The sequence below is a fragment of the Bradyrhizobium sp. 154 genome (genome assembly GCF_023073875.1).
Lineage (GTDB): Bacteria > Pseudomonadota > Alphaproteobacteria > Rhizobiales > Xanthobacteraceae > Bradyrhizobium.
The window spans coordinates 80,775-93,146 of record NZ_JADPKG010000085.1 but is presented as its reverse complement, the minus strand read 5'-3'; the positions used below and the strand labels follow the sequence as shown (position 1 = coordinate 93,146).

12 protein-coding genes are annotated in these 12,372 nt (G+C 63.6%); 7 read left to right on the top strand and 5 right to left on the bottom strand.

Going from position 1 to position 12,372, the window contains the following annotated elements:
• The first annotated feature begins 4 nt into the window (after window positions 1-4).
• From IVA92_RS19985 to IVA92_RS19960, 6 genes are all read left to right on the top strand, one after another.
• Window positions 5-517: a c-type cytochrome, methanol metabolism-related gene (locus tag IVA92_RS19985; RefSeq protein WP_346015556.1), complete on the top strand. Its 513-nt coding sequence runs from the start codon at window positions 5-7 to the stop codon at window positions 515-517.
• 60 nt (window positions 518-577) lie between these two features.
• Entirely contained in the window at window positions 578-1,687 is a 1,110-nt protein-coding gene (locus IVA92_RS19980; RefSeq protein ID WP_247280481.1) for an S-(hydroxymethyl)glutathione dehydrogenase/class III alcohol dehydrogenase, read from the top strand.
• A 31-nt stretch (window positions 1,688-1,718) separates the two neighbouring features.
• Window positions 1,719-2,282, top strand: a complete 564-nt coding sequence (gene gfa, locus IVA92_RS19975; protein ID WP_247280480.1) for an S-(hydroxymethyl)glutathione synthase — start codon at window positions 1,719-1,721, stop codon at window positions 2,280-2,282.
• Window positions 2,283-2,913: 631 nt separating this feature from the next.
• On the top strand, window positions 2,914-3,366 hold the full coding sequence (locus IVA92_RS19970; RefSeq protein ID WP_247280479.1) for a (2Fe-2S)-binding protein: 453 nt from the start codon (window positions 2,914-2,916) through the stop codon (window positions 3,364-3,366).
• Window position 3,367: 1 nt separating this feature from the next.
• A complete protein-coding gene (locus IVA92_RS19965) occupies window positions 3,368-5,680 on the top strand; it encodes a molybdopterin cofactor-binding domain-containing protein (RefSeq protein ID WP_247280478.1) in 2,313 nt (770 codons plus the stop codon).
• 54 nt (window positions 5,681-5,734) lie between these two features.
• On the top strand, window positions 5,735-5,992 hold the full coding sequence (locus tag IVA92_RS19960) for a hypothetical protein (RefSeq protein ID WP_247280477.1): 258 nt from the start codon (window positions 5,735-5,737) through the stop codon (window positions 5,990-5,992).
• Window positions 5,993-6,252: 260 nt separating this feature from the next.
• On the opposite strand, the gene IVA92_RS19955 is transcribed toward IVA92_RS19960, so the two are convergent.
• From IVA92_RS19955 to IVA92_RS19940, 4 genes are all read right to left on the bottom strand, one after another.
• A complete protein-coding gene (locus tag IVA92_RS19955; protein WP_247280476.1) occupies window positions 6,253-7,980 on the bottom strand; it encodes a methanol/ethanol family PQQ-dependent dehydrogenase in 1,728 nt (575 codons plus the stop codon).
• A gap of 118 nt (window positions 7,981-8,098) precedes the next feature.
• Window positions 8,099-8,752 (bottom strand): Rieske (2Fe-2S) protein, encoded by a 654-nt coding sequence (locus IVA92_RS19950; protein WP_247280475.1) that lies wholly within the window; start codon window positions 8,750-8,752, stop codon window positions 8,099-8,101.
• A gap of 235 nt (window positions 8,753-8,987) precedes the next feature.
• A complete protein-coding gene (locus tag IVA92_RS19945; protein WP_247280627.1) occupies window positions 8,988-9,452 on the bottom strand; it encodes a group III truncated hemoglobin in 465 nt (154 codons plus the stop codon).
• A gap of 137 nt (window positions 9,453-9,589) precedes the next feature.
• The gene (locus IVA92_RS19940; RefSeq protein WP_247280474.1) at window positions 9,590-10,441 is read right to left on the bottom strand and encodes a 3-hydroxybutyryl-CoA dehydrogenase; all 852 of its coding nucleotides are present in this window, start codon (window positions 10,439-10,441) and stop codon (window positions 9,590-9,592) included.
• A gap of 428 nt (window positions 10,442-10,869) precedes the next feature.
• On the opposite strand from IVA92_RS19940, the gene IVA92_RS19935 reads away from it, so the two are divergent.
• A complete protein-coding gene (locus tag IVA92_RS19935) occupies window positions 10,870-11,568 on the top strand; it encodes an ABC transporter permease (RefSeq protein WP_247280473.1) in 699 nt (232 codons plus the stop codon).
• On the opposite strand, the gene IVA92_RS19930 is transcribed toward IVA92_RS19935, so the two are convergent.
• On the bottom strand, window positions 11,542-12,351 hold the full coding sequence (locus IVA92_RS19930) for a substrate-binding domain-containing protein (protein WP_247280472.1): 810 nt from the start codon (window positions 12,349-12,351) through the stop codon (window positions 11,542-11,544). The genes IVA92_RS19935 and IVA92_RS19930 overlap by 27 nt on opposite strands.
• Window positions 12,352-12,372: the final 21 nt, after the last annotated feature.

The following is a 12,372-nucleotide window of genomic DNA, read 5'->3' as shown; positions in this document are numbered from 1 at the left end:
TAAAATCTGCTCTGTCATTGCTGTGACGATCTTCGTTGCGTCCGGAGGAGCTGCGGTCGCGGAAGGTCCGGGCGACCCGACCGCGGTGAAGAAGGAAGACGACGGGAAGTGGCTCGATAAAGAAGGAAACCCGACTTACAAGATTTCAGCCGACGGCACCGTGGACTGGTTCACCTATTCTGGATACCGCCGCTATCATTCAGACTGCCACGTGTGCCACGGACCGGACGGGATGGGATCCACCTACGCACCGGCGCTGAAGGATTCCGTCAAGTCGATGAGCTATGGCGACTTTCTCGGCGTGATCGCCTCCGGCCGCAAGAACATCTCGACGGCGCAGGAGAACGTCATGCCGGCCTTCGGCGACAACCCGAACGTCGCTTGCTACATGGACGATCTCTACGTCTATCTGCGCGCCCGCTCCACCGAAGCATGGGGCCGCCAGCGTCCCGCCAAGAAGGAAGAGAAAACGGACGCCTACACCAAGGCGGAAGATGCCTGCATGGGCAAGAAATGAACGTTGCCAGGATTGCCAAGACGACTTCCTGGCGTCCTACGAGGATTTGAGGAGTTTACGATGAAGACACGTGCCGCCGTCGCTTTCGAAGCCAAGAAGCCGCTCGAGATCGTCGAAGTCGACCTGGAGGGACCAAAGGCCGGCGAAGTCCTGGTCGAGATCAAGGCTACCGGCATCTGCCATACAGACGCCTACACGCTCGACGGCTTCGACAGCGAAGGAATCTTCCCGTCGATCCTGGGCCATGAGGGCGCCGGCATCATACGCGAGATCGGTCCCGGCGTGACCTCGGTGAAGCCGGGCGACCACGTCATCCCGCTCTACACGCCGGAATGCCGGCAGTGCAAAAGCTGCCTCAGCCAGAAGACCAATCTCTGCACCGCGATCCGCGCGACCCAGGGCAAGGGCGTGATGCCCGATGGCACCAGCCGCTTCTCCTACAAGGGCAAGCCGATCTACCATTACATGGGCTGCTCGACCTTCTCGAACTTCACCGTGCTGCCCGAGATCGCCGTCGCCAAGATTCGCGAGGACGCGCCGTTCGACAAGAGCTGCTACATCGGCTGCGGTGTGACCACCGGCGTCGGTGCCGTCGTCAACACTGCGAAAGTCGAGCCGGGCGCCAACGTGGTCGTGTTCGGCCTCGGTGGTATCGGCCTCAACGTGATTCAGGGTGCCAAGATGGCCGGCGCCGACAAGATCATCGGTGTCGACATCAACGACTCCAAGGAAGATTGGGGCCGCCGCTTCGGCATGACCCACTTCGTCAACCCGAAGAAGGTCACCGGCGACATCGTCCAGCACCTCGTCGGTCTCACCGACGGCGGCGCCGACTACACCTTCGACTGCACCGGCAACACCACGGTGATGCGCCAGGCACTGGAAGCCTGCCATCGCGGCTGGGGTACCTCGATCATCATCGGCGTCGCCGAAGCGGGCAAGGAGATTGCCACCCGCCCGTTCCAGCTCGTCACCGGGCGCAACTGGCGCGGCACCGCTTTCGGCGGCGCGCGCGGCCGCACCGACGTGCCGAAGATCGTCGACTGGTACATGAACGGAAAAATCCAGATCGACCCGATGATCACCCACACGCTCAAGCTCGAAGAGATCAACAAAGGTTTTGACCTCATGCATGAGGGCAAATCCATCCGTTCCGTCGTCGTGTTCTAGCTCACAGCCATCACCCCAGGAGGATCGACCCATGACTGTTGCACTCCATCCATTGATTGACAACGGCATCAAGCAAGGCAGCGGCAACTTCGCCGGCGGCACGCTGGTCTGCAAATGCAAGGACCAGCCGGTGAAGGTCGGCATCAAGGGCGACGTCGCGCACAACCACGCCTGTGGCTGCACCAAATGCTGGAAGCCGCAGGGCGCGACCTTCTCGGTCGTCGCCGTGGTGCCGCGCCAGAACGTCACCGTGCTCGAGAACGGCGACAAGCTCCAGATCGTCGATCCCTCCGCGGTGATCCAGCGCTATGCCTGCAAGGCCTGCGGCACCCACATGTACGGCCGGATCGAGAACAAGGGCCATCCGTTCTACGGCCTGGACTTCATCCATCCCGAGCTGTTCCAGGAGGAGGGCTCACAGGCGCCGCAATTCGCCGCCTTCGTCTCCTCGGTGATCGAATCGGGCGTGAAGCCGGAGCAGATGGCGGGCATCCGTTCGCGGCTGAAGGAGATCGGACTGGAGCCCTATGACTGCCTGTCGCCGGCACTGATGGACGCGATCGCGACCCACGTGGCGAAAGCCAAAGCCGCCTAAGCAAGGCGCCTGAGCAGGCCGCCGCGCCTTCGCCCAGACTTCTGTCGGTTCGCTGGCGTCCACCAACGCCAGCGGGCCGGCCGGTCCCGTTCCGGCACCATCACGGCGATCCCGCCGCTTCTGCACCACGCGTATGTGAGGGCCATCAGCTCCTCAGTCCTGGTCTCTGAATGACTGCGCAGGGCCGCCGGCTTCCTGTTTGAAGTTCGCGGTACTTGCGTTTCTCCCTCCCTCGACTGAGGCACCCTGCTTCGTCCGTACAGTCTTCTGGCGGACGAAGCTTTTTTTGGTTGCGCCGCGTTCGAGCGCGCGGCATCAAGCCGCGCCCTGCTTTTGACAAACCATCGATGCAATCTTTTCCCGGTGAGAACACTCGGCTGTGAACGCCGGGCCGGCGCGACCTCTGCTACGATCGCGTCGTCACGATGCCGCGCGAAATGCAATCAATTAAGAACAAAACGGGAGGTATCGAGCACATCCGGACATTGCGATTCGTATTCCTGCCGCCCGCTGGGATCTGCCCGTGCGGGATGACGGGCCGGGATGCGGCGGCACGACGCAACCGGCATTGCGCTCCGGCGGCGTCAATGGGTTTTGAATTGAACATGCTTATGAAGAGCGAGGGACGATCATGATCAAGGTGAAGATCAACGGCCAGGAACAGAGCTGGGACGGCGACCCGGATCTCCCGCTACTCTGGTTCCTGCGTGACGAAGCCGGACTGACCGGCACCAAATACGGCTGCGGCCAGGCCCTATGCGGCGCGTGCACCGTCATCGTCGACAAGGAGGCCGTCCGCGCCTGCATCACGTCGGTCAACGACGTCGCCGGACGCGAGGTCACGACGATCGAGGGACTGCACACCAACGGCGATCACCCGGTGCAGAAGGCCTGGCGCCAGCTCAACGTGCCCCAATGCGGCTTCTGCCAGGCCGGCCAGATTATGCAGGCCGCGGCACTGTTGATGGACAACCCAAAGCCCTCGCACGACCAGATCCGCGAGGCGATGTCCGGCAACATCTGCCGCTGCGGCTGCTACCAGCGCATCGAGAACGCCGTCCATCTCGCATCGACGGGAGTGTGACATGAATTTCATCGACAATTCCCGCAAGCTTCGCGGCTTCGAAAAGCACGTCAGGGTCGAGAAGGTCTCGCGCCGCAGCATTCTGAAGGGCCTCGGCGTCACCGGCGGCTTCGTGCTTGCCGCCCCCGTGATGTCGCGCCAGGCCTTCGCCTATGAAACCGGTGCCGGAAAGATGCCGCATGGCGTCGTGGTCGATCCGCGCGTGTTCGTTTCGGTCGCGCCGGACGGCATCGTCACCATCGTCGGGCACCGTGCGGAAATGGGCACTGGCGTGCGCACCAGCCTCCCGTTGATCGTGGCCGAGGAGATGGAAGCCGATTGGACCAGGGTCAAGGTGCAGCAGGCTCATGGCGACGAGGTCAAGTACGGCAACCAGGACACCGACGGCTCGCGCAGCACGCGGCATTATTTGGTCCCGATGCGTCAGATCGGCGCCTCCGCTCGCACCATGCTGGAGCAGGCCGCGGCGAAGCGCTGGGGCGTACCGGCAACCGAGGTGAAGGCCGTCAATCACGAGATCGTCCACAGCGCCAGCGGCCGCAAGCTCGGCTTCGGGGAGCTCGCCGCCGATGCCGCCAAGGAGTCGGTGCCGAGCATCGAAGGTCTCAAGCTGAAGGACCCCAAGGATTTCCGCTATCTCGGCAAGGGTCAGATCGGCATCGTCGATCTCCACGACATCACCACCGGCAAGGCAGTTTATGGTGCCGACGTGCGGCTGCCCGGCATGAAATATGCTGTGATCGCCCGCCCGCCGGTGACCGGCGGCAAGCTGGTCTCGTTCGATCCCGACGCGGCGCTGAAGGTCCCCGGCGTCGAAAAGGTGATGCAGGTGCGCGGCTGGCCGTGGCCGTCGAAGTTCCAGCCGCTCGGCGGCGTCGCCGTGATCGCGCGCAACACCGGCGCCGCGATCAAGGGCCGCGACGCGCTCAAGCTCGTGTGGGACGACGGTCCCAACGGCAAATACGACTCCGTCGCCTACCGCAAGGAGCTCGAGGAGGCGTCGCGCAAGCCCGGCCTCGTCCTGCGCAAGGAGGGCGATGCGGACGCCGCCTTGAAGAGCGCTGACAAGGTCATTGTCGGCGAGTACTACATCCCCCATCTCGCTCATGTCGCCATGGAGCCGCCGGTGGCGGTCGCCGACGTCAAGGGCGACAAGGCGGAGATCTGGGCGCCGGTGCAGAGCCCCGGCGGCACCCGCGAGGACGTCGCCAAGACGCTCGACATTCCCGAGCAGAACGTGACGGTCAATGTCACGCTGCTCGGCGGCGGGTTCGGACGCAAATCGAAATGCGACTTTGCGCTCGAGGCCGCGCTGCTCTCCAAGGAGCTCGGTGCACCGGTCAAGGTGCAGTGGACGCGCGAGGATGACATCCATAACGGCTTCCTGCACACCGTCTCGGTCGAGCGGATCGAGGCCGGCCTCGACAAGAGCGGCAAGGTGATCGCCTGGCGCCACCGCAGCGTGGCACCCAGCATCGCCTCGACCTTTGCCGCCGGCACCGTGCACCAGGCGCCGTTCGAAATCGGCATGGGCCTAGTCGACATGCCATTCGAGATCGCCAACATCTCCTGCGAAAACCCGGAGGCGGCCGCGCATACCCGCATCGGCTGGTTCCGCTCGGTCTCGAACATCCCGCGTGCCTTCGCGGTGCAATCGATGGTCGGCGAGATCGCGCAGGCGACCGGCCGCGACCAGAAGGAGACCCTGCTCGCGCTGATTGGCAGCCCGCGCATCGTCAAGCCCGAGGTGAAAGACCTTTGGAACTACGGCGAGCCTCAGGACAGCTACCCGATCGACACCGCGCGCCTGCGCAAGGTGGTCGAGCTGGTCGCCGAGAAGGGCGAATGGGGCCGTCAGGTCCCGAAGGGCCACGGCCTGGGCATCGCCGCGCACCGCAGCTTCGTCAGCTACATCGCGACGATCGTCGAGGTCGCGGTCGACGACAAGGGCAAACTGACGGTGCCAAGGGTGGACACGGCGATTGATTGTGGCACCTATGTCAACCCCGAGCGCATCGCCTCGCAGATCGAGGGCGCAGCGATCATGGGGCTGAGCCTTGCCAAATATGGCGAGATCACCTTCAAGGACGGCAAGGTCCAGCAGAAGAACTTTGACGACTTCCAACTCGTCAGGATCGACGAAGCTCCCGCAGTGACCAACGTCCACATCGTGCCGCCCGGACCCGACACGCCGCCCAGCGGCGTCGGCGAACCCGGCGTTCCGCCGTTCGCGCCGGCGCTGATCAATGCGATTTTCGCCGCGACGGGAAAACGTATCCGCTCGCTTCCGATCGGCAAGCAATTGGAGGCCTAGCGGGGAACGCAATACGGCTCACACCGTTGCCATCGATCTGACAGGAGCAGATCGATGACCAATATCTCAAAGGCGCTCGCAGTCTCGCTGTCGGGCGCCTTTCTTTTGACGAGCGCCGGCGCATTCGCCCAGAGCAGCACCAGCCCGCCGACAACAGCGACGCGCCCCACCACGCCGGACCAGAACTCGCTTCCCAACGCCAACGCCCCGCCCGCCTCGACCACCCAGACCACCGGGCAACACAATCCTGATCCGAAGGTTCGGGAGATGAACCAGAAGGAGAAGGACAAGGTCGAGCGCGAGGGGAAGTAGTCTTATCTGACGGCTGCGCATGGACCCCTTGCGGAGGGCAGCGACGCTGGCCATCACGATCTCGCTTGGGTGAGGGGTTTGTCTCCACGCCAATCTCGCGATGAGTGCGCGTGAATAGAACCCCTCATGCCGGCGCGCGCAATGCGCGCGCCACCTTCTCCCACAAGGGGAGAAGGAAGATACAAAAATGCGGCGGACGTTGCCGTCCGCCGCATTCGCCACCCCCCTGCTGCCTCCGCTTTTTCGATCCGCCCGCGGAGCTATTTCTTGAGCGCGAACACCCAGATCACGCCGCCCTGCGGCACGTTGGCTTCGATTCCGATGTTATTGGTCGCAAGCGCATCCTGGATGCGCTGAGCGTCCACACCCCATCCGGACTGGATCGCGATGTACTGTGTGCCGTCGATCTCATAGGAGACCGGCATGCCCATGATGCCGGAGTTGGTCTTCTGCTCCCACAACAATTCGCCGGTCTTGGCGTGGAAGGCGCGGAAGTTACGGTCGTTGGTGCCGCCGACGAAGACGAGATCGCCTGCGGTCGCCGTCACCGAGCCGAACAGCTGCGACTTCGGGAAGTTGTGCTGCCACACCTTCTTGCCCGTCGCAGGATCCCAGGCCTGGAGCTCGCCGAAATGATCCGCGCCGGGCTTCGTCTTGAGGCCGATATCCTCCGGCTTGGTGCCGAGCCAGAGCTCGCCAGGCTTCAGCGCGACCTTCTCGCCGGTGAAGCCGCCGCAGAAATTCTCGTTGGCAGGCACGTAGACGAGGCCAGTCTTCTGGCTATAGGCCGCCGACGGCCAATCCTTGCCGCCCCACAGTGAGGGGCAGAACTCCACGCGCTTGCCGATCACCGGCTTGTGCGCGGGATCTACGATCGGCTTGCCGCTCTCCGGTTCGATGCCCTTCCAGACATCGGTGGAGACGAACGGCCAGCCGGCGACGTAGTTGATCTTGGTCGGCGTGCGCTCGAGCACCCAGAAGATCGCGTCGCGTCCCGGATGGACCAGGCTCTTGATGTTGCGGCCATCACGCTGCAGGTCGATCAGCATTGGCGCCTCGACCTCGTCCCAATCCCAGGAATCATTCTGGTGGTACTGGTGATAGGTCTTGATCTTGCCGGTGTTGGGATCGAGCGCGAGCACCGAGGAGGTGTAGAGATTGTCGCCGGGATGGGTTTCGCCAGGCCATGGCGCGGCATTGCCCACACCCCAGTAGATCGTCTTGGTCTCCTTGTCGTAATTGCCGGTCATCCAGGCCGAGCCGCCGCCGTTTTTCCAGTCGTCCCCCTGCCAAGTGTCGTGACCAGGCTCGCCTTCCCCGGGAATGGTGTAGGTCCGCCACAGCTCCTTGCCGTCCTTGGCATCGTAGGCGGCGACATAGCCGCGCACACCGAACTCGCCGCCGGAGCCGCCGACGATGACCTTGCCTTCGACGATCAGCGGCATCAGGGTCATGTACTGGCCCTTCTTGTAATCCTGCACCTTGGTGTCCCACACCACCTTGCCGGTCTTGGCGTCGAGCGCGACGACGTGGTCGTCGGTGGTAGCGAGATAGAGCTTGTCCTCCCATAGGCCGACGCCGCGGCTGGTCGGATGCAGCTGGAACAAATCGTCGGGGAGTTGCCGCTTGTAGCGCCAGTATTCGTCGCCGGTCTTCGCGTTCAGCGCGATCACCTGGCCCATCGGGGTCGCCACGAACATCACGCCGTTGTTGACGATCGGCGGCGCCTCGTGGCCTTCGACCACGCCCGTAGCGAAGGTCCAGACCGGCGTGAGGTTTTTCACATTCGAGGCGTTGATCTGGTCGAGCGGACTGTAGCCGTGCCCGTCATAGGTGCGCCGGTAGAGCATCCAGTTGCCGGGTTCAGGATTTTCCAGCCGTTGCGCGGTGACCGGAGAATAATTCTCGATCGGGCCTGATACAGCGGCGGTCGAGGCAAGACACGTGAAGGCGACGAATCCGGACAGTAACCATTGCTTCCTGGTCATGGACGTTCCCCTTTTCAGCCATTTGAATTCTTGTGTTGTGAATTCTTGTCGTTCGTCCCGTCGTCCGCCCATCGGCGGATGCGGCCTCTCCTGACGCGGGCACGGCCCGCACTGTCCGTCATCCCGGCTGCGCGCCTCCTACCTTTCCGATGAAATTGCCGGCGACGCTGAGCGAACCGTCAACGAGCGCCAGCGGCAGCGCCGCAAGCCGTCGCGGCGCCGGTCCGAACACGACCTGCGCGCCCTCGCGGGGATCGAATTCGGAGTTGTGACACATGCACTTGAACACCTCCTTGTCGCCGGCATCGCTCTTCACCCAGGCGGTGACGGGACAGCCCGCATGCGAGCAGATCGCCGAATAGGCGATGATGCCGTCGACGGCACGCGCACGAGTCTTCTCGTCGAGCTCGGCGGGATCGAGTTTGATGATCAGGATTTCGTTGAGGCGCGAGGCGCTCCGCACCACCGACGTGTTGGGATCCTTCGGCCAGGCATGGACCGGAGGCCCGCCGGCCGGCACATCGGCCGCAGTAATGAGTTTTCCCTCCTTGTCGCCTTCGGAGAAAACGAGCACATCGCCCTTCTGGGGCCGCTCGTCCGAACCAGGTGGATCTTCACCTGCGCGCGCCGGTCGGGAACAGCCGAGACACGCGGTGGTCGCGAGCGCGCCAAGCAGCAGCGTTCGCCGCGTTTGCTCGATGCCCGCGTCGGCTTTAGGTTCCGCAATGGGTTCGGAGGGTGAGGAACAGGCGGTGGACGGTGCGCGCGACATGTTTACTAGCAGGCGCTGGAACTCAGCCAAAAACAAGGCGAAGAATTGGCACCGCAGTGCATCAATATGGCTTTGCTCGCTTTGATTGCGCGATCATCAGCCCATTCAAAGGGATTTTCGCGATTTCAACGTCACACCGCGCGATCTGTATGATGATTTTGCAGATCAGACCGATGATGCTGGCATTGGTGCGCTGCGCTCTTCGTTGCGGAGCGCAAACGCGGAGCAGATCGCTCTAGGACCGGAGCACGTGGCGGGGCGATGCGATACGCCCTGCGACCGTCGCCGACGCCATTTCGAAACTGTCGGCGATGCGCCGTGCCTTGTCTATGAAGAGCGCGGCCGCCGCCGGCGGGCAGATCTCGCGCGCAGTCTGTTCGAACAGGTCGAGCCAACGGTCGAAGTGGTCGCCACTCAGGCTCAGCGGCAGATGCGCCCGCATCGGCGAACCACGATAGCGGCCGCTCATCAGAACGACCGATGACCAGAAATCGGTGAGCTTGGCGAGATGCTCGTCCCAGTTCTGGACGATCGCAAAAACCGGACCGAGCAGTGCGTCCTCGCGCACCCGTCCATAGAAACGGGTGACGAGTTCCCCGATCATCTCCTCGGTGATCCCGGTGCGCTCGATCGCATCCTCGGTCAGCAGGTTCCGCCGCGCAGCCGCCGCGTCGCGCTCGGCCTTCAGTCGATCCGACATGTCCTTCGTTATCCGTGCCGTTGTGCCCGCGAGCCGCCCGTTCGACATTGTCGGGCCAATTGCGCGCGGCGTCTTTGTCGCAGCGCAAATTGCGGGATCCGGCGGCGGACGCTGAAGGTCCGCCGCTGATGCCTTCATCAGGCGCTATAGGTGTAGAATCCCTGCCCGGTCTTGCGGCCGAGATGACCGGCATCGACCATCTCTTTCAGCAGCGGGGCTGGCCGATATTTAGGGTCGTTGAAGCCTTTGTAAAAGACCTCCATCACCGAAAGCATGGTGTCGAGGCCGACGAGATCGGCCAGCGCGAGCGGCCCGATCGGATGGTTGCAGCCAAGCTTCATGCCAGCGTCGATCTCTTCCGCCGTCGCGATCCCTTCCTGAAGCGCGAAGATCGCCTCGTTGATCATCGGACAGAGGATGCGGTTGACGGCGAAGCCCGGGCTGTTCTTCGCCGTGATCGCCACCTTGCCGACGCGCTTGGCGAAATCGAGCGCCTTGGCGTGGGTGTCGTCGGAGGTCTGCAAGCCCCGGATCAGCTCCAGCAGGGCCATCACCGGCACCGGGTTGAAGAAGTGCATGCCGATGAATCGGTCGGGGCGGTCGGTCGCCGCGGCGAGCTTGGTGATCGAGATCGAGGAGGTGTTGGTCGCGACCAGCGTGCGCGACGACAGCGTCGCGCAGAGATCCTTCAGGATCTTGACCTTGAGCTCCTCGTTCTCGGTCGCCGCCTCGATGACGAGGTCGCAATCCGACAGCTTCGACCGGTCCGTGGTGCCGGTGATGCGCTTGAGCGTCGCCTCGCGATCGGCCGCCGACATCTTCTCCTTCTTGACCAGCCGCTCAAGGCTGCCGCCGACGGTCGAAAGTCCGCGGTTCACCGCAGCATCAGAAATATCGACCATCACGACCGAGAGCCCGGCCGCCGCGCAGACCTGCGCGATGCCGTTCCCCATGGTCCCTGCCCCGATGATGCCAACGGTTTGGATCATTGCGTTGTGTCCTTCATGCTTGGGGCCTACCAGCATCGCTCCGGCCCGATCTGTTCCTGCACGAGGGTCTAGCACTGCCGAGCGGCGTGTGCGACCCGACTCTACCCCTCCTTACAGCATCCACGGGCGGAATAAAGCCGTCCACGGCCGCCGGGGGTTTGGGCTTTTCCTGCCCGAAGTGCCGGATTCCGCGCCCTGCGGCCCTGACGGGTTTAGTGAAGGCATATTTATCCAGAGCTTACCCCCACCCCTGGATTGCGACCTCTTGATTGTGGCAAGTGCAGCGTGCGATTGCCATCCGAGCATGTGCGTGGAGGACCCGGCCCGCCGCCGACGCGGGCCGAAGGCAGGCTGCTGAGGACGAAGGGGTTCGCGATGGACGTGATCGGGATCAGCGGCACCAGGCCGGCGCAACAGCGTCCGGCCGGATGAACGATTTCGCGCAATCCATCGCTGCCGCCTTCACGCTGATCGGCGAAATCGACGCCGAACTGCTCGGCATCGTCGCCTTGTCGGTTCGTGTCAGCCTGACCGCCAGCATCGTCGCGTTGCTGATCGGTGCCCCATTCGGGGCCCTGCTTGCGATCACACGCTTCCGCGGACGTCAGGTCATCATCATTCTGACCAATGCCCTGCTCGGTCTTCCGCCGGTCGTGGTCGGGCTCGCGCTCTACCTCCTGCTGTCGCGGTCCGGCCCGCTTGGGGCCGCCGGCTTGCTGTTCACGCCAACTGCCATGGTGATTGCGCAGACGCTGCTCGCGACGCCGATCGTGGTGGCACTGGTGCACCGGCCGGCCAGCCTGCTGTGGGCGGAGTATGGCGATCTGGCGCGGATCGACGGACTGTCGGCCCTGCGCAGCATGGCACTCCTGTTCGCGCTGGGACGGACCTCGCTACTCACCGCCTTTCTCGCGGCCTTCGGCCGCGCCATCGCGGAAGTCGGCGCCATCATCATCGTCGGCGGCAATATCCGGGGCTTCACCCGCACGATGACAACGGCGATCGCGCTGGAGACCAGCAAGGGCGACCTGCCGCTGGCACTGGGGCTCGGACTGATCCTGCTTGCGCTCAGCGTCGCCGTGTCGACCATTGCGTTCCTGCTAGTGGGACGCGTTGGGGAAAAATAGCTGCTCGCCGCCCACCTTGTAGCCTGCGATCGCGTCCTGCCCCTTCGATGAGATGAGCCAGTCGATGAAGGCCTGCCCATCCTTCACCTTGACGTTTGGATGCAAGGCCGGATTCACCAGCATGACGCCATACTGGTTGAATAGCCGCTTGTCGCCCTCGGTCAGGATGGCGAGCTCACCCCGGTTCTTGAACGAGAGCCAGGTGCCGCGGTCCGACACAAGGTAGGCATTCGACGACGACGCCATGTTCAGCGCCGGTCCCATGCCTTGGCCGATCTCCCGATACCAGCCGTCCTTGGCCGCACTGAGATCGACGCCTGCCTCCTTCCATAGCCTCAGCTCGGCCGCGTGCGTGCCGGACTTGTCACCGCGCGAGATGAACGGCGCCTTCGCCGCCGCGATCTTGCGCAGTGCATCAGTGACGTCCTTGCTGCCGGCGATCTGCGCCGGATCGCTCTTGGGACCGACGATGACGAAGTCGTTGTACATGACGTCGAAGCGCTTCACGCCCTGCCCCTCGGACATGAACTTGTCTTCGGCAACCCTGTCATGAACGAACACCACATCGGCGTCGCCGCGCCGCCCGATGTCCAGCGCCTGGCCGGTGCCGACGGCAACGACCTTCACGTCGATCCCGGAAGCCTTCGAGAACAGTGGCAGCAAATAGCCGAACAGCCCCGACTGTTCCGTCGACGTCGTCGAGGCCACGGTGATGGTGCGATCCTGCGCGGATGCGATGGTGGACCAGAGCAGAAGCGCTCCGATGGCGGCGATCTTCCTCATACGTATCCTCAACAAGCAACG

Coding starts and splice junctions, on each gene's coding strand:
- IVA92_RS19980 (WP_247280481.1), top strand. CDS start 578: ATGAAGACACGTGCCGCCGTCGCTTTCGAAGCCAAGAAGCCGCTCGAG.
- gfa (WP_247280480.1), top strand. CDS start 1,719: ATGACTGTTGCACTCCATCCATTGATTGACAACGGCATCAAGCAAGGC.
- IVA92_RS19970 (WP_247280479.1), top strand. CDS start 2,914: ATGATCAAGGTGAAGATCAACGGCCAGGAACAGAGCTGGGACGGCGAC.
- IVA92_RS19965 (WP_247280478.1), top strand. CDS start 3,368: ATGAATTTCATCGACAATTCCCGCAAGCTTCGCGGCTTCGAAAAGCAC.
- IVA92_RS19960 (WP_247280477.1), top strand. CDS start 5,735: ATGACCAATATCTCAAAGGCGCTCGCAGTCTCGCTGTCGGGCGCCTTT.
- IVA92_RS19955 (WP_247280476.1), bottom strand. CDS start 7,980: ATGACCAGGAAGCAATGGTTACTGTCCGGATTCGTCGCCTTCACGTGT.
- IVA92_RS19950 (WP_247280475.1), bottom strand. CDS start 8,752: ATGTCGCGCGCACCGTCCACCGCCTGTTCCTCACCCTCCGAACCCATT.
- IVA92_RS19945 (WP_247280627.1), bottom strand. CDS start 9,452: ATGTCGGATCGACTGAAGGCCGAGCGCGACGCGGCGGCTGCGCGGCGG.
- IVA92_RS19940 (WP_247280474.1), bottom strand. CDS start 10,441: ATGATCCAAACCGTTGGCATCATCGGGGCAGGGACCATGGGGAACGGC.
- IVA92_RS19935 (WP_247280473.1), top strand. CDS start 10,870: ATGAACGATTTCGCGCAATCCATCGCTGCCGCCTTCACGCTGATCGGC.
- IVA92_RS19930 (WP_247280472.1), bottom strand. CDS start 12,351: ATGAGGAAGATCGCCGCCATCGGAGCGCTTCTGCTCTGGTCCACCATC.